The organism is Martinezella lusitana (genome assembly GCF_900094565.1).
GTDB lineage: Bacteria > Pseudomonadota > Alphaproteobacteria > Rhizobiales > Rhizobiaceae > Rhizobium > Rhizobium lusitanum.
Genome location: NZ_FMAF01000028.1, coordinates 69891 through 86496, shown reverse-complemented (window position 1 = coordinate 86496; position 16606 = coordinate 69891). Strand labels below are relative to the sequence as shown.

15 protein-coding genes and 2 pseudogenes are annotated in these 16606 nt (G+C 57.5%); 14 read left to right on the top strand and 3 right to left on the bottom strand.

From position 1 onward, the window contains the following. Positions 1-68: 68 nt before the first annotated feature. A complete protein-coding gene (locus GA0061101_RS31710; RefSeq protein ID WP_004110519.1) occupies positions 69-1265 on the top strand; it encodes an IS256 family transposase in 1197 nt (398 codons plus the stop codon). A gap of 359 nt (positions 1266-1624) precedes the next feature. On the opposite strand, the gene GA0061101_RS31700 is transcribed toward GA0061101_RS31710, so the two are convergent. Continuing rightward, a complete protein-coding gene (locus GA0061101_RS31700) occupies positions 1625-2551 on the bottom strand; it encodes a LysR family transcriptional regulator (protein WP_004125953.1) in 927 nt (308 codons plus the stop codon). A gap of 327 nt (positions 2552-2878) precedes the next feature. Here GA0061101_RS31700 and GA0061101_RS31695 point away from each other — a divergent pair, with 327 nt between their 5' ends. From GA0061101_RS31695 to GA0061101_RS31640, 13 genes and pseudogenes are all read left to right on the top strand, one after another. Further along, positions 2879-3469, top strand: a complete 591-nt coding sequence (locus tag GA0061101_RS31695) for a NodA family N-acyltransferase (RefSeq protein ID WP_004125955.1) — start codon at positions 2879-2881, stop codon at positions 3467-3469. Further along, the gene (gene nodB / locus GA0061101_RS31690; protein ID WP_004125963.1) at positions 3466-4125 is read left to right on the top strand and encodes a chitooligosaccharide deacetylase NodB; all 660 of its coding nucleotides are present in this window, start codon (positions 3466-3468) and stop codon (positions 4123-4125) included. Before GA0061101_RS31695 ends, nodB begins: the two co-directional genes overlap by 4 nt. 11 nt (positions 4126-4136) lie before the next feature. Then, positions 4137-5495 (top strand): chitooligosaccharide synthase NodC, encoded by a 1359-nt coding sequence (nodC, locus tag GA0061101_RS31685; protein WP_004125966.1) that lies wholly within the window; start codon positions 4137-4139, stop codon positions 5493-5495. Beyond that, positions 5413-6129 (top strand): nodulation methyltransferase NodS, encoded by a 717-nt coding sequence (gene nodS, locus GA0061101_RS31680; protein WP_004125970.1) that lies wholly within the window; start codon positions 5413-5415, stop codon positions 6127-6129. Before nodC ends, nodS begins: the two co-directional genes overlap by 83 nt. Before the next feature lie 35 nt (positions 6130-6164). After that, positions 6165-7892, top strand: coding sequence for a nodulation protein NodU (nodU, locus tag GA0061101_RS31675; protein ID WP_004125972.1), 1728 nt, complete (start codon positions 6165-6167; stop codon positions 7890-7892). Beyond that, positions 7880-8794 (top strand): nodulation factor ABC transporter ATP-binding protein NodI, encoded by a 915-nt coding sequence (gene nodI, locus GA0061101_RS31670; protein ID WP_004125976.1) that lies wholly within the window; start codon positions 7880-7882, stop codon positions 8792-8794. The genes nodU and nodI overlap by 13 nt, the downstream gene beginning before the upstream one ends. Positions 8795-8797: 3 nt before the next feature. Continuing rightward, a complete protein-coding gene (locus GA0061101_RS31665; protein ID WP_004125979.1) occupies positions 8798-9583 on the top strand; it encodes an ABC transporter permease in 786 nt (261 codons plus the stop codon). A 32-nt stretch (positions 9584-9615) separates the two neighbouring features. Beyond that, positions 9616-9723 (top strand): annotated as a pseudogene (locus GA0061101_RS40970) (aldo/keto reductase); the annotation flags it as partial. 134 nt (positions 9724-9857) lie between these two features. Beyond that, positions 9858-10055 (top strand): aldo/keto reductase, encoded by a 198-nt coding sequence (locus GA0061101_RS40815; protein WP_331384342.1) that lies wholly within the window; start codon positions 9858-9860, stop codon positions 10053-10055. 112 nt (positions 10056-10167) lie between these two features. Continuing rightward, positions 10168-10917, top strand: a complete 750-nt coding sequence (locus GA0061101_RS31655) for a sulfotransferase domain-containing protein (protein ID WP_004125985.1) — start codon at positions 10168-10170, stop codon at positions 10915-10917. A gap of 5 nt (positions 10918-10922) precedes the next feature. Continuing rightward, on the top strand, positions 10923-11822 hold the full coding sequence (gene cysD, locus GA0061101_RS31650; protein ID WP_004125988.1) for a sulfate adenylyltransferase subunit CysD: 900 nt from the start codon (positions 10923-10925) through the stop codon (positions 11820-11822). Further along, positions 11822-13719 (top strand): annotated as a pseudogene (gene nodQ / locus GA0061101_RS31645) (bifunctional sulfate adenylyltransferase/adenylyl-sulfate kinase NodQ). Before cysD ends, nodQ begins: the two are co-directional and overlap by 1 nt. Positions 13720-13863: 144 nt before the next feature. Further along, positions 13864-14184 (top strand): hypothetical protein, encoded by a 321-nt coding sequence (locus GA0061101_RS31640; RefSeq protein ID WP_004125998.1) that lies wholly within the window; start codon positions 13864-13866, stop codon positions 14182-14184. Between the two features lie 50 nt (positions 14185-14234). On the opposite strand, the gene GA0061101_RS31635 is transcribed toward GA0061101_RS31640, so the two are convergent. Both GA0061101_RS31635 and GA0061101_RS31630 read right to left on the bottom strand, forming a co-directional pair. After that, positions 14235-14489 carry a DUF982 domain-containing protein gene (locus GA0061101_RS31635; protein ID WP_004126001.1) on the bottom strand — a complete coding sequence of 85 codons (255 nt, stop codon included), beginning with the start codon at positions 14487-14489 and terminating at the stop codon, positions 14235-14237. A gap of 597 nt (positions 14490-15086) precedes the next feature. Next, on the bottom strand, positions 15087-16424 hold the full coding sequence (locus GA0061101_RS31630; RefSeq protein ID WP_004126005.1) for an ISNCY-like element ISRtr6 family transposase: 1338 nt from the start codon (positions 16422-16424) through the stop codon (positions 15087-15089). Positions 16425-16606 lie beyond the last annotated feature (182 nt).

Sequence of the window (16606 nt, the reverse complement as noted above, 5' to 3'; positions counted from 1 at the left end):
GATTTCATAGCCATCGGTGATTTCCGGTAGGGTCGGGTTGCTTAGAGCCAACCTGAGGGACACCACCGATGACCGACGACATGATGAACCTGCGCTCACTCGTTGAGAAGAGCGCTGATGCCGATTTGCTGCGGGAGATGATCGGCTTTGCTGCCGAGAAGCTGATGGCGCTGGAGGTCGGCACGAAGACCGGCGCGGCCTATGGCGAGAAGAATGGCTTCCGGCTGGCCCAGCGTAACGGCTATCGCGACCGGGATTGGGAGACACGGGCGGGCACCGTCGAGCTGCGCATTCCCAAGCTTCGCACCGGCAGCTACTTCCCGAGCTTCCTGGAGCCGCGCCGCATGGCCGAGAAGGCTCTGACGGCGGTCATCCAGGAGGCTTATATCCAGGGTGTTTCGACCCGCTCTGTTGATGACCTCGTCAAGGCCATGGGCATGTCGGGCATCTCCAAAAGTCAGGTGTCCCGGCTCTGCGAGGAGATCGATGAGAAGGTGAAGGCCTTCCTCGACAGGCCCATCGAAGGAGAATGGCCCTACCTGTGGATCGATGCGACCTACCTCAAGGTTCGGCGCGGTGGTCGTATTGTCTCCGTCGCCGTAATCATCGCCGTCGGCGTCAACACCGATGGCCGACGCGAAGTGCTCGGCATGGAGATCGGCACGTCCGAGGCCGAGGCGATCTGGACCGAGTTTCTTCGAAAGCTGATCAGGCGGGGGCTGCGCGGCGTCAAGCTCGTCGTCTCCGATGCCCATGAGGGCATCAAGGCCGCAGTATCGAAAGTGCTTTCCGCCACCTGGCAGCGCTGCAGGGTGCACTTTATGCGCAATGCCTTGGCCCATGCTGGAAAGAGCGGACGCCGGGTTGTCTCCGCGTTCATTGCAACGGCCTTCGCTCAGGACACGCCGGAGGCCGCAAGCACTCAGTGGCGCAACGTCGCCGACCAGATCAGGCCAAAGGTACCGAAGCTCGCCAGTCTCATGGACAGTGCCGAGCAAGACGTGCTCGCCTACATGACCTTTCCCAAGCAGCATTGGGCCAAACTTCACTCGACCAACCCCATTGAGCGATTGAACGGTGAGATCAAGCGGCGCACAGAGGTCGTCGGCATTTTCCCCAACGACGACGCCATCGTGCGCCTGGTCGGTGCGCTGCTGCTCGAACAGAACGATGAATGGGCCGTCCAGCGATCCCGCTACATGACACTTGAGACAATCGCCACAATGAGCGATGATCCGCTCATCAGCCTGCCAGCAGCAAGCTGATACTCATCCGACCCTCTGGGATGAGCCGTGGTCGTCTAAGCTACACCACGTCCTGGGACATGATCCGTACCGGTACTTTTCGATATGCGTGTATTCCACCCCTTTTGCACCACCAAGCACATTACCGCTGACCAGAATGTTTACCTGCTGGCGGTACAAGTTCACACACATTGTTATTTTAAACTGGCGTTCTATCGACGGCATCAAAGACATTCCTGCCAATCTGCCTTGCACCGTTCGCCGACTTGCCAGATCCGTTGAAAGCCAGGTGCTTCGATGGCCTCTCTTCCCTATAAACTCTAAGCCGATCTTGCGAGTATCCGCATGAGATGGGCTCCAGCAACATTGCTGGCATCCACTCAATGCTCTGCCGACGGGAGGGCAAGGCGCGATGCTTCCTGTAATAAAATCCCGCGCATCCATAGGCTCGCCGGATCACTGTTTTGAAGCGCAGGCCATTGAACGGCCTCTGTGAATGGGGGAAGCGGCAGTGGAAGGTCCATGATCCGAAGGGGCAAAACTTCTGCGAAATGTTGCGCCAGTCGCAACGGCACGGTCGCTATGCGATTGGTATTGGACAGAACGGGCAGGATCATGCTGAAGCCCTGCACGACGACCTCGATACGTCTCTTAAAACCGTGTTCGAGCAAATACCATTCTTCGATTGATGGTCTTCGTGAATTCCCGAATTTGGCCGCGACGTGCCCCATGGACATGTATCTGTCGAATGTAAGCGGCTGTGATAGCTCTTGGTTCCTGCCACAGCCCACGCATACGAGCCTTTCCTCAAACAGTTTCGCTCGAGGATGTCCAGTTGGCATGAACACGTCCGGGAGAATGATAAAATCGACTTCGCCACGGCGCAAAAGCTCGTCGTAATCATCGGCGAGGGGCAGGAATTCGAAGCTCACGCCTGGGGCTTCCCGCGCAGCACGCTTCACGACCTTTTCCATAAACACGAGTGTGAGGAAATCGGAAAGAATGATCCTGAAACGGCGATCCGACTGAAAGGGATCAAACGGCTCCCAGGAAATGATCGAAAGCTGGATATGGAGTAAGGCTTCACGTACGGCCGAAACAAGGCCCTTCGCACGCGGCGTCAGGACAAGTTCGCGACCATTCATCGTAAACAGTTCATCCTCGAAATAGACACGCAATCGGCCCACAGCAGCGCTCATCGCAGGCTGGCTGAGATTGATGCTGCGTGCCGCGGCCGTCAGGTTACGCTCGGTCATCAATGCGTCGAGCGCGACGAGAAGATTTAAGTCCAGTCCTTTGAAGCGCATCTTTTCCTTCATTCAAGATGTGGATGGTTGCCATCCAAACAATCAATTTTACCGATTCGGCATGATGGTGCATGAGGAAAATGTCGATAACCTGACAAGTATGTCGATTAGCAGACGAGTACATCGGCGTAAGCTTACGAACGACCGACGACGGTCGGAAGTATTCAGAGAGTTGATCATCTCAGACGCGAGCGAAATAGAAAGGTTCTACTATAACGATTGTATGCCGTTGCGACCGCCTGGGGCGTATGACGTGGGTAGACGAGCAGTTGCTGCAATCACACGATGTTTCCCTCAGAACTACAGCAGGAAAAAGGAGGTCTTTGCATGCGCTCAAAGGTGCGGTGGAGACTGTGCTGGGAAAACGAGTTGGAACTCGCCGAGCATATCGAGCTCGCCGACTTCTTTCGGATGACCTATGGGCCAACCGGGCCCTTTAATGCAAAACCATTCGAGGGCAGTCGAAGCTGGGCGGGAGCAAGGCCCGAACTTCGTCTCATCGCCTATGATGCTAATGGTGTCGCGGCTCATCTGGGCTTGCTGCGCCGATTTATTAAAATTGGCGCAATTGATCAGTTGGTGGGTGAGCTCGGACTATATGGCGTACGTCCGGATCTCGAGGGATTGGGGATCGGGCATTCAGTTCACGCCATGCTTCCTGTATTGCGCGAACTCGCCGTTCCATTTGCTTTCGGCACCGTTCGGCCCGCATTGCAAAAGCATATCGAAAGGTTCGGCCGTTACGGTCCGGTAACGATCTTATCGGGGATTCGTGTGTCGTCCACTCTACCGGAGGCGCGCCTCGACAAGCCGCCCACACGCATTGACGACGCGCTTGTCATCGTCCTGCCGATTGGAAGATCCATCTCCGATTGGCCTGCCGGCACGGTAATCGATCGGAACGGGCCAGAGCTATGACGCAACTCGATTGCTTATACGAAATGCCCAATGCGTGCGATGACGCCACCGACCGGCCGAGCATCTATCTGACATTTGACGACGGACCTCATCCCTTCTGTACGCCTGAGATTCTAGACGTGCTGGCGCAACATCAGGCGCCCGCAACCTTCTTCGTTATCGGAACTTACGCAGCCGAGCGGCCGAAACTCATCCAACGAATGATCGCCGAAGGGCACAAGGTCGCCAATCACACGATGACCCATCCGGACCTGTCCAATTGCGGTCCCGGCGAAATAGAACATGAGATATCTGAGGCGAGCAGGGCTATCAAGACTGCATGCCCGCAGGCGTCGGTGCAATATATGCGCGCTCCCTACGGGAGCTGGACCCAAGACGTTCTTTCCGTGTCGGCGAGCGCAGGGCTGGCGGCCGTCCATTGGTCTGTGGACCCGCGAGACTGGTCTCGTCCTGGCGTCGATGCCATTGTCGATGCAGTGCTCGCCTCTATCCGTCCCGGGGCAATCGTTCTGTTGCACGACGGATGCCCTCCAAGCGAGGCGAAGCCGAGCGTAGATAGCAGTCTGCGCCGTCATACCATCATGGCACTCTCTCGCATCATCCCAGTCGTGCGCGACCGCGGATTTTTAATCCGCTCGCTTCCTCAACATCACTGAAAGCGATATTCATGAATCTGCTCGACGCAACCAGCACTGCCGCTATCTCGCTTTATGCGATGCTCTCGACGGCTTATAAAAGCATGCAGGTCGTTTATGCTCGGCCAATCGAGGAGCCATCGACCTCTGCAGAGCCCATTGCTTCGGCGCAATGGCCGAGCGTCGATGTCATCATACCCTCCTTCAATGAGGATCCGGGCACACTCTGGGACTGCCTGGAGTCCATCGCGCAGCAAGAATACGCTGGGGATTTGAATGTCTATGTGGTTGATGACGGTTCCAGCAATCGCGACGCCATCACGCCCGTCCACACGGCGTTTGCACGCGATCCAAGATTCACATTCATTCTGCTCAGGGAGAATGTTGGAAAGCGCAAGGCGCAGATAGCAGCGATACGCCGTTCCTCTGGGGATTTGGTCCTCAACGTCGACTCCGACACCATTCTCGCCCCAGACGTCGTCGTGAAACTTGCACTCAAGATGCAAGATCCGGCAATTGGCGCGGCTATGGGCCAGCTTGCCGCCAGCAACCGCCACGAGACCTGGTTGACCCGTTTGATCGACATGGAATACTGGCTGGCCTGTAATGAGGAGCGCGCGGCACAGGCTCGTTTCGGTGCTGTCATGTGCTGCTGTGGCCCATGCGCCATGTACCGCCGGACTGCGCTTACCATGCTACTCGACCAGTACGAAACGCAAATGTTCCGGGGAAAGCGAAGCGATTTCGGCGAAGATCGTCATCTTACGATTCTCATGTTGAAGGCCGGATTTCGAACCGAATATGTTCCAACCGCCATCGCGGCAACTGTTGTTCCAAACAAGCTGCGCCCTTATCTGCGTCAACAACTTCGCTGGGCACGCAGCACTTTCCGTGACACGTTGCTTGCAATGAACCTTCTGCCTGGTCTTGACCGTTTTCTCACGTTGGACGTCATTGGTCAGAACCTCGGACCGCTCTTGCTCGCCCTATCGGTGCTAACCGGACTAGCGCAGTTCGCGCTCACCGGGACCGTGCCCTGGTGGACATGCCTGATGATCGCATCGATGACCATGATCCGCTGCAGCGTCGCAGCGGTTCGTGCTCGCCAATTTCGATTTATCGGCTTCTCCCTGCATACCTTCATCAACATCTTTTTCCTGCTGCCCTTGAAGGCCTACGCGCTCTGTACGTTGAGCAATAGCGATTGGCTGTCGCGCGGCTCTGCTGCCAAGGCAACAGGCAAGGGTGGAAAGCTGGACGCCATCCAAGACCCGGTTGCTGCATCAAGCCCGAGAGAATCGCAAGAAAATGAAGCTCCGCTTCGCCGGCACAATCTTGCGAGAGATGCTACCAGATCGATGGCATATGACGGCATTTGCACCGACCAGTAATGATCGCTCTATCAAGGTAGACGGCTTGAAAACGCACGACAATTATCAACTTTTAAATCGCGAACTGGCTGCAGATGATCCGTGGCGCCTCGACGGAAATCCGTTCGAACGCAAGCGTCACGCGCAAATGCTCCTGCTGTCGCTTGCCCAGGGGCCCATCGCAAATGCACTCGAAGTCGGGTGTGCGGCCGGCGCCTTCACGGAAAAACTGGCGCCCCATTGCCAGCGCCTCACCGTTATCGATGTCGTGCCAGAAGCGATTGATCGAACACGCCGGCGCATGAACAAGCCGGCACATATCAGCTGGGTTGTCTCAGACGTACAACAGTTTTCCTCTGAAGAGCTTTTCGATCTGATCGTGGTTGCAGAAGTTCTTTATTACCTCGGAGACATTGCCGAGATGCGAATGGCAGTTGGGAACCTGCTTCGCATGCTTGCGCCGGGCGGGCATCTGGTCTTCGGCTCGGCTCGCGATGCGAACTGCCAGCGCTGGGGTCATGTTACCGGCGCTGAGACGGTCATTGCCATTCTCACCGAAATGTTGGTCGAGGTAGAGCGTCTTGAGTTACAGGGGGACTCGGACAACGAAGACTGCTTGCTCGTCCGTTTCCGCAATCCGGTTTCCTCTTCCTAATCAATTGAAGTTTCGAGCTTAGACATGGAGACACTATGCGCATCTGTGGTATAAAGCTGACCCATGACGGGGCGATCGCCCTTATCGAGGACGGACGGCTAGTCTTCTGCATTGAGCAGGAGAAGCAAGACAACAATCGCCGATACCAAACCATCGACAATCTCGACGCAATTGTCACCGCGTTGGCGGAACACGGTCTTAATCCAAGCGACGTCGATCAGTTCGTCATCGACGGATGGGATGGTGAGATCGAGTCGCGTTTCCAGGTCCTCAGCGGCGCGGCTCCCGTCACTCTCACGGGGGCGCCCTACGTTGAACGCCACCCCGACGGTCTTCTCGATTCGCTCGACGGCTCCGGCCTTATTCTCGACGACCGGGTTCTTTCTTATAAGAGCTATCCGCATGTTACCGGCCATGTGGCCTCCGCATACTGCACCAGTCCATTCGCCAAGGCTGGTGAAGCCGCGTTCTGCCTGGTATGGGGTGGCTGCATCTTCCCGCGCCTCTATCACGTCGATGGCCACGGAGCGCGGTTCCTTGAGTCCTTATTCCCGATGATAGGGCAAGCTTACGCTGCCGCGGGCCATTACTTCGGGCCATATAAGCAGCCAAGCCGCGCGGGCTGGGACCTCGGTGTCGCCGGCAAGCTGATGGCCTATATCGCGCTTAGCTCGATTGATGAAGACATCGTCGCGGTGTTCGAAGAGCTCTACGAGGAGCACTTTTCAGGCGATGCCGAGCGAGCCTGTCGCTATCGCGCAAACATCAACGACGCTGAATCTTCCCTTATAGCCGTACATGACTTCTTCGATGCCAGCGTGGTCCGATTGGAGGATAAGGCGCCCGAAAACGTGCTTGCATCATTCCATTCTTTCCTGGAGCTTCTCTTAGTCCGTGAAATGGCGCTTGCCATGCAGCGCCACTCACTGCCAGGGCCGCGTAATTTATGCATAGCCGGCGGCTGTGGTCTCAACATCAAATGGAACAGTGCACTGCGCGAGACGGGCCTGTTCGATGCCGTCTGGGTTCCGCCATTTCCGAACGACAGTGGTTCTGCAATCGGTGCCGCCTGCAGCGCCATGGCGGCGCATGAAGGCTTTGTGCCGCTGGAGTGGTCGGTCTACAGCGGCCCGGCTTTGAAAAACGGCGATGCGCCGCCCGGATGGGAGGCTGCCCCGTGCAGCATATTAGAACTCGCCACGATCCTCGCCAGCAATAAGCCCGTTGTCTTTCTTGCCGGGCGCGCCGAGCTCGGACCCCGGGCGCTCGGAGGCAGAAGCATTCTCGCAGCCGCGACGTCGCCGCAAATGAAAGACTATCTCAACGAAGTCAAATTTCGCGAACACTTCCGGCCGGTGGCGCCAATATGCCTGGAGGACCTCGCGCCGGATATATTCAGTCCCGGAACGCCCGATCCCTACATGCTGTTCGACCACCAGACGCGCCCGGAGTGGAAGGACAAGATTCCCGCTGTCGTCCATCTCGACGGATCTGCACGTTTGCAAACCATTTCCAGGAGCTCTGAACACGCAGTTACCGAACTCCTCATCGAGTATGAAAAACTCACAGGCATTCCGCTGCTTTGCAACACGAGTGCCAACCTCCATGGACGGGGCTTCTTCCCGGATGCTGCCGCAGCCTGCGAATGGGGACGCATCGACCATGTATGGTGCAACGGCGTGCTCTTCACCAAGGAGCGGGTCGCCGAATTGGCGCCAGTTGGCGTCGCAGACAACATGAAGATGAGCACATGTCCACGGTAGCAATCGAACTTGCCGGTGTCACGAAGTCTTACGGCGAAAGGACCGTCGTCGACGGGCTGTCGTTTTCCGTTGGAGCGGGAGAATGCTTTGGCCTGCTCGGGCCGAACGGCGCGGGAAAAAGCACAATCGCGCGAATGGTTCTCGGCATGACTCTTCCTGATTCCGGCAAGATCAGCGTGCTCGGTGTACCCGTGCCGGCGCGCGCCCGCTTGGCACGCAGGCGCATCGGCGTCGTCCCTCAGTTCGACAACCTCGACGCCGAATTCACTGTGCGCGAAAATCTTGTGGTGTTCGGACGCTATTTCGGCATGAGCACACGCGAGGTCGAAAAGGTTATCCCGTCACTGCTCGAGTTCGCGCGCCTTGAGAGCAAGGCGCATGCACGCGTTTCCGAGCTGTCCGGCGGCATGAAGCGGCGCCTGACACTGGCGCGTGCGCTGATCAACGACCCGCAGCTGCTTGTCATGGATGAGCCGACGACGGGCCTTGATCCGCATGCGCGCCACTTGATCTGGGAGCGCCTGCGGGCACTTCTGGCGCGCGGCAAGACAATTATCTTGACCACCCACTTCATGGAAGAAGCTGAGCGTTTGTGCGATCGCCTGTGCGTCATCGAGAAGGGACGCATCATCGCCGAGGGCCGCCCGCATGCGCTTGTCGACGAGCAGATCGGCTGCCAGGTGATCGAAATATACGGCGGCAATCCGCATGAACTGCATTCAGCGATCCGGCCATATGCGCAACGGTTCGAGGTGAGCGGCGAGACGCTCTTTTGTTACGCGTCCGATCCGGAGCCGGTCTTGGCGCAACTGCGCGGGCGAACGGGCCTGCGTCTTTTGCAGCGGCCACCGAATCTGGAGGATGTTTTTTTGCGGCTGACCGGGCGCGAGATGGAGAAATGAATGATGGGTGAAGGTTATGCGACAACGCTGCCGGCTAACGCTTGGAACTGGATTGCGGTTTGGCGCCGCAACTATCTGGCATGGAAGAAGGTTGCGCTTGCGTCGATACTCGGGAATCTCGCCGATCCCATGATCTACCTGTTCGGTCTCGGTTACGGCCTCGGCATAATGGTCGGTCGCGTGGACGGGGCTCCATATATCGCGTTTCTGACGGGCGGCATGGTTGCGGCAAGTTCCATGACATCTGCTACCTTCGAAACGATTTATGCGGCTTTCGCTCGCATGCAATCTCACCGCTGGGAAGCAATCCTATACACACAACTGACGCTCGGCGATGTCATTCTCGGCGAATTGGCATGGGCGGCCACCAAGGCGTTTCTGGCCGGGACGGGAATTTTGATCGTCGCCACTATGCTCGGCTATGCGGCGTGGACGTCGATCCCCTGCGTGCTGCCGGTTATTGCGCTAACAGGGTTTGCATTCGCGAGCGTGGCCATGGTCGTCGTGGCACTCGCACCCAGTTACGACTATTTCATTTTCTACCAGACGCTCGTCCTCACGCCGATGTTGTTCCTCTGCGGCGCGGTCTTTCCGGTCGCGCAACTGCCGGGCGGATTTCAGGAAATGGCGCAGTTGCTGCCGCTCGCACATGCGATCGACCTCATTCGTCCAGCAATGCTCGGCCGGCCGGCGGAAAGCGTCGGCCTGCATGTCGGTGCGCTCTGCCTTTACGCGGCATTGCCGTTCTTCCTTTCGGCAACGCTTCTGCGGCGCCGTCTGATGCCCTGAAGCCGTGACCGCTTACGAAACGGAGTGATGAAATGCAGTATCGCGGACTCGGCCGCAGCGGCCTGAAAGTAAGCGCGTTCGGCTTGGGTACGATGGGCTGGGGAGAGCAGAACACGGAAGCCGAGGCACGCGCGCAACTCGGGGCGGCTCTCGATGTAGGCGTAAACTTTGTCGACACGGCGGAGATGTATCCTGTACCACCGCGCGTCGGGACGACGGTCTCTCGGCGCGCTATATCGACAGTTGGCTGCGCAAAACCGGCCGCAGGCAGGATGTGGTGCTTTCGACCAAAGCGGTCGGTCCCGTCCGGCCAGCCAAAGCAAACCTGCCCTATATCCTGGACGGCCGCGTCAGCTACACGCGCGCAAACCTTTTCGAAGCAGTCGATGCCAGCCTTCAAAGGCTGCAGACGGATCATACCGATCTGTTTCAGCTGCACTGGCCAGACCGCAGTACGAACGTCTTTCAATAGCCTGGCGTAAAGAACCAGCCGGAGAGCCCTTACGCTCGTCGGCGCAACGGCGAAGTTCTTGTGCGGGCGCCATCCCCACCTTTGTGATCAATAACAGTTGGAAACATGCGCAATGATCCATTCCCTACCGTCGCCGGAGCCATTTGTAATCCTTGCGATGCCGCGAACTGGGACGCACTATCTCGAAGCGTTGCTGAACGATCATCCAAATATCTTGAGCAACGGTGAGTTGCTCAACAGCTATGATGAAAATTGGCCCGATAAGGATCGCCTGAGGCACAGCGATCGCGAGCTTCTCGAGCTCGCCTACATGCGCTATCCACCAGCCAAGAAGAAGGTGACGCATGTCGGCTGTAAAATTAACGAGCCTCAATTTTATGAGCGTCCAGGCTTTTTCGACGAATTGGCTCGCTGGCAAGGCCTCAAAGTCATTTTGCTTACTCGCAATACATTGGAATCCCTACGATCGCTGGTGCAGGCAAGGCAAACGGGTCAGTGGCTGAAATTCAGCCCGGACCGTAATGAGCCCCCAAGTGTCTCGCTGTCAGTGAACGAATGCGAAGCCTATTTCAAAGCTGCCGACGATTTCCATGCGCGGGTCAAGGATGCGTTTGATCCGAGCAAACTGCTGATGATCGAATACCAGGATCTTCTTCTTAAACCGAGCGCATGCCTGGCAGCCGTTTTGGCCTTCCTGGGAGCTCCCGCGCATCGGTTTTCCAATCGCGCCACCATTCAACGGCAGGAAACACGCTCGCTCGCTCGCTCGCTGCGGAATTTTGTAGAGCTACGGCGGCACTTTGCAGGCGGCCCCTACGCGAAGTTCTTCGAGCTTGACGACGCATCGGCTCCGCAAGGATAAATGAGATGTCTTTCGACAATCTGCGATACCTCGAATCCGAAGCCATCCATATCATTCGGGAGGTCGCTGCGACCTTTTCCAATCCGGTAGTGCTCTATTCCATCGGAAAGGACTCCTCCGTTTTATTGCATCTCGCAATGAAGGCGTTCTTCCCGGGAAAACCGCCCTTTCCCTTTCTTCATGTGGACACCCGGTGGAAGTTTCGGGAGATGATCGATTTCCGCGACCGCATGATGCGGGAAATGGACCTGAAATTGATTGTCCACGTCAATCAGGATGGCATCGATCAGGGTATCAGCCCGTTTCGAGACGGCTCCAACGTGCACACGCACATGATGAAGACCATGGCGCTGCGCCAGGCGTTGGACAAATTCAGTTTCGATGCTGCGCTCGCAGGCGCACGCCGCGAGGAGGAAAAATCGCGAGCCAAAGAGCGGATCTTTTCCATTCGCAACGCACAGCATGCTTGGGATCCGAAACGCCAGCGTCCGGAGATGTGGAGAACCTACAATACGCGTGTCAGCGCAGGCGAAACGATGCGCGTCTTTCCGCTTTCCAACTGGACGGAACTCGACGTCTGGGAATACAACCAAAAGGAAAACATCCCGGTCGTGCCACTCTATTTCGCGGCGCCGCGGCCCGTCGTTCAGCGCGGTGCGGGGATGATCATGGTCGATGACGAGCGCATGCCGCTTGAGCCCGACGAAACGGTCACGCAGCGCATGATCCGTTTCCGTACGCTCGGCTGCTACCCTTTGACGGGCGCGATCGAATCCAGTGCGGAGACGGTGCCGGAAATCCTGCGCGAGATCGTGGAGGCACGCACCTCCGAAAGACAGAGCCGGCTGATCGATTTCGACGAGGCCGGCGCAATGGAGAAGAAGAAGCGGGAAGGGTACTTCTGATGCCATATCCTTTTTCGATATCGCCGCATGACATGGAAGAGCATCTGGTCCAAGAGGACAAAGGACCGGTTCTTCGATTCATTACCTGCGGTTCGGTCGATGACGGCAAATCGACCTTGATCGGGCGACTGCTCTGCGATGCGCAACTGGTCTTCGAAGACCAATTGGCAGACCTTCGCCACGGGGGCATCCGCGGCGGCAATGGCGAGGAAATCGATTTCTCTCTGGTGCTCGACGGCCTTGAGGCGGAGCGCGAACAGGGCATCACCATAGATGTTGCCTATCGCTATTTCTCCACGTCGAAGCGCAAGTTCATCGTTGCCGACACGCCAGGCCACTTCGAATATACGCGCAACATGGCGACGGGCGCATCAACTGCCGACCTTGCCGTCATCCTCGTCGACAGCCGCCAAGGCATACTCCAGCAAACACGCAGGCATTCCTATCTCGCCTCGCTTCTCGGCATTCGCCATGTCGTCCTGGCTGTGAACAAGATCGATCTCATCGATTTCAGCGAGCCGATATTTGATGCCATTGTGGCCGAATACGTGCGCTTCTCGGCGAAGCTGGGTTTTGCCAGCGTAATGGCCATTCCGATGTCCGCCCGCTTCGGAGACAATGTTGTTTCGAAATCGGGGAAATTACCCTGGTATCAAGGCTCCCCGCTTCTTGAATATCTGGAAACGGTGGAACTCGACGCACCTGACAGGCAAGAACCCTTTCGTTTTCCTGTTCAGCTCGTCATGCGGCCGAATGCGGATTTTCGAGCTACGCGGGCCGGATCGCATCCGGAAAAATTGCGGTCGGCGATCCGGTGATCGTTGCAAAATCAGGTCTGCGATCGTCGGTCAGGGCGATCATTGCCCCTGATGGCAACCAGATATCTGCCGCAGAAGGGGAACCGGTAACCTTGGTTCTTGCCGACGAGGTAGATGTCTCGAGGGGCGACATGCTGGTTGACCCCGCCTCAAGACCTTTTGTCTCGGACCAATTTCAGGCGCATCTTATTTGGTTCGATGCCAATCCGATGCTCCCCGGACGAAGCTATCTCTTGCGGACGGAGACGGACAGTGTCAGCGCCACGGTGACTGTGCTCAAGCACCAACTAAATGTCGACAGCTTCGTTCGCGAACCGGCCAAACTGCTTCAGATGAACGAGGTGGGCGTCTGCAACATCATGACGCAACGACCGATCGTCTTTGACGCCTACAAGGAAAATAGGTCAACCGGCAATTTCATCATCGTCGATAGGGTAAGCAGCGCGACCGTCGGCGCCGGCATGATTGATTTCCCGCTTCGTCGTGCCGACAACGTTCATTGGCAGGCGCTCGACGTCGACAAGGCCGCGCGGTCGGCTCTCAAGAACCAAAAGCCTGCTGTCCTTTGGCTCACCGGTCTGTCCGGTTCGGGCAAGTCGACGATCGCCAATGCACTCGAAGCGCTTCTGCATACTTGCGGCAAGCATACCTATCTATTGGACGGAGATAACGTACGCCACGGGCTTAATCGTGACCTTGGCTTTACCGCAGTTGATCGGGTCGAGAACATACGCCGCGTCGCTGAGGTCGCCAAGTTGATGGCGGACGCAGGGCTGATCGTAATTTGCTCCTTCATCTCGCCCTTCCGAGACGAGCGGCGTATGGCGCGCGAGCTCATGGGCGAAGGCGAGTTCATCGAAATCTTTGTTGACACGCCTTTAGACGAATGTGCGCGCCGAGATCCGAAAGGGCTTTATAAGAAGGCCTTTGCCGGAAACATTGCCAATTTCACCGGCGTCTCGTCTCCCTATGAGGCTCCGGAGAATCCGGAACTTCACCTCAAAACCATGGGCCAGGAGCCAGCGAGGTTAGCGCTTCAGATAGAAGAGTTCCTTCGAAGCCGAATGGAGGAGAAATAGCTCACTGGCCCAGTGCAGACAGGAATTTTAGCAACTGAGAGCCTGTCAACAGGGGAGGGCCGAAAATCTCCTGCAGCTGCTTCGCTGAGAAGAGTAGCCGGCCAGGCCAGCGGGTGCTGGCGTTTCACCAGCTTTACGGACCATATGACGGCAGCCTACCGAGAATACACCTTCAAATACTGGATGGACACTCATCGCAGCGAGGAAATCTTCTTCGTCCTGCAGGTCCAGAAGGTTATGCCAAAAACCTTCGTTGCATTTGGCTCCTGCCGGTACGTGGAGGAAGGGGAGAGGCTTCCCCGATCTCACATCATCGCTGATTGCAAGTCGGAAGCTGATGCGCTCGCCTTACGCGATCGGTTCTTCGCCATACGAGTCGATACGGGCAAGACTATCGAAAAGGAGATGTATCGGCGCGTTGATAAGTTCGCAGCGCGCGCAGAGGGGAAGACGCGAAGACGCTGAAGAAAAACCTATCGCTGCCTCCCACATATATTCGGGAGGCAGGCATGACCTCACCGGCCGTACACAAAGACCCCATCCTCTCGGGCCGCCTTAATGATCGCCTCTCGCACTTCTTCGGCAGTTATTCTGCCCTCATGGGCTGCAAGAACCGCTCTCTTGGCGTCTTCATAGGCTTCGCCGGTATTCTCTGCCGGCCATTCGTTGAGCAGGAAATCGGCAGCGCGCTCGGCGCTGTTGATCGCGACCGCTCTGCCGGCCTGTCTCGTTTCCAGCATCAGAGTTTTATCCCACCATTGTGTGGTCATGGCATTATTCCTCCGCAATCAAAACTGGCGATCAGATGCTTGGTTCCAAGGAGGGCGGCGTGATGCTCATCTTCGAAAGATCCTGTATTCGCATTCGGGTACCCCTCGCACATGCAGGGTTCGCTTATCGCCTACGTGTTTCCAGAATCTCTTTTTGTCCGCTACGCGACTATCTGCGAGGCCTTGGCGCCGACGTCAGGCTTTCAAGACTGATCGAGAGGCGGCTTTCATGCGCAACAGTTGATTGGCAGCCGCGTCAAGTTCCGTTCGCAGGGATCCGACATGGCGTCGACATTGTTCATGATCTAGAAGGCGGCAGTCGGTTCCGCAAGAACGACGAGCGCGGAAATTCATCATCCGCCCGCCATGCTCGGTCCGCCGCAAAGCGCCCAGGGCTCCCCGTAGCTAGTTTCCGTCCACAAACAGGCGTATTTAAGCGCGTTTACAAGGGTTTGTCCTTTGCGGTGAGAGTGGTTTTGGGGCGACGGACAGGATCATGAACGCTTGTGATTGGGCAGTATACAGTTGGCGGCGCTGAGGCGTACGCCACGAGGCCGGCATTGTAGCGACGGCGCAATTCTAAAAGCTGGTCGGAGTTCAGGTCGGTTTGAGGCGGATGAAGAGGACGAGGTTGTAAGCCACGACGGAGGACCAGACGTAGGTCTTGAAGTGGTCAAGGCCCCGCCAGGTGCAGCGTGCCAGGCCGTAGGCACGCTTGAGGCATGATATTCCGGCTTCGATACCGGCGCGGAAGTTGCGCAACTTGCGATAGACCCAATTGCTTCTGACCATGTCCTCGACCTTGAGGCCAGCTTTCTTGTGGAATGCCATGTCGCGAACGCCCCAGGTCTTGGCTGTGGCCAGGTTGCCGCGACTGGCAAAGCCGCCGTCGGCCGCCGCCTGCCGCGGCGCGTTTCCATAGACGGCGATGTGGCGCTCCAGCATCGGCAGCAGCCGCTCGCTGTCGGGCGGATTACCTGCCTCGATCACCAGATCGAGGATCATGCCGCTTCTGCCGGTGGTCAGGTTGAGCTTGTGGCCGTATTCGGTCTCGCGGCTACCTTTGACGATGATATCGGCATGGGGTTCGAACAGGCTTACCAGCTTCTCGCCCGCCGGCAGCTTCTCGCCCGCCAGTACTCGCCGCTCGCTCTGTTTGATGATGCGTTCGATCAGCGGTCGATAGCGGCAAACCTGGGCCTGCCAGAGTTGGACGAGCGGATTGCTCGCCGCTGCCAGTCGCTCGGTTGCCTGCTTCAGGTATGCCAAGGTCGCGCAGGCGATCGCGATCAGCTCACGGTAGAGCCGGACCCGATTGGGCTGACCGCGTGTGAACTGGATCTCGCGGGCACGCTTCTTGGCCGCGCGGCAATGATCGCGCCATGCCAGGCCGGCGCCGACCAAGGTATCTGCCTTCTTCAGCAGGCGCACCATGACCCGCACGGCATCCCACAGCAGGCTGCTGTCGCTCGGTTCGTGCATGAGTGCCGAGGTCACTGTACTGTCCAGCCGCACGACCGTGCCGTCTTCCAGCTTCGCCTGCCGAGCGCTCGACAGCAGCGCCCGATTGATCACTTCCCAGGTCTCGGGTCGGATCGCGCTGATCGTCTTTTGCAGCACTGACTTTTGCGGGCTCCATGACCACGGCAGGCGCGCAAAGGCCCGAAACGACGCGGAGTCCTCGAGATGGAACGCCAGTTCCTGGTAGCTCAGCTGCCGGTATTGCTTGAGCAATGCGCAACGCAGCACTGCCTCGGCCGGCAGCCCTTGCCGTCCGGTGGCCTTGACGCCGTGCCGACCCAGATCCCGCCCCACCAAGCCAAACAGATCGTGGTGCTCGTCCAGCCACTGCGACATCGACTTCAGTTCGTGGCCGATCTCGTGCGTGGCGAAAAGATCGAATATACTGGCTTGGACGGTGCGTTCCTGGCGCATTGTCGGCTCCGGCGGTTGCAGATTGTGCTTCGGAATCAGTGGCATGAGCCCAAAGTATACCTGAAACCGCCGGGCCTTGCTTGCGCAAAATTCAGATTCACTTAATAATATCAATAACTTGATGTTCGTGGACGGAAACTAGCTAGAGTCGCCAGGCAGAACTTAATAGCCCATTCGAATAC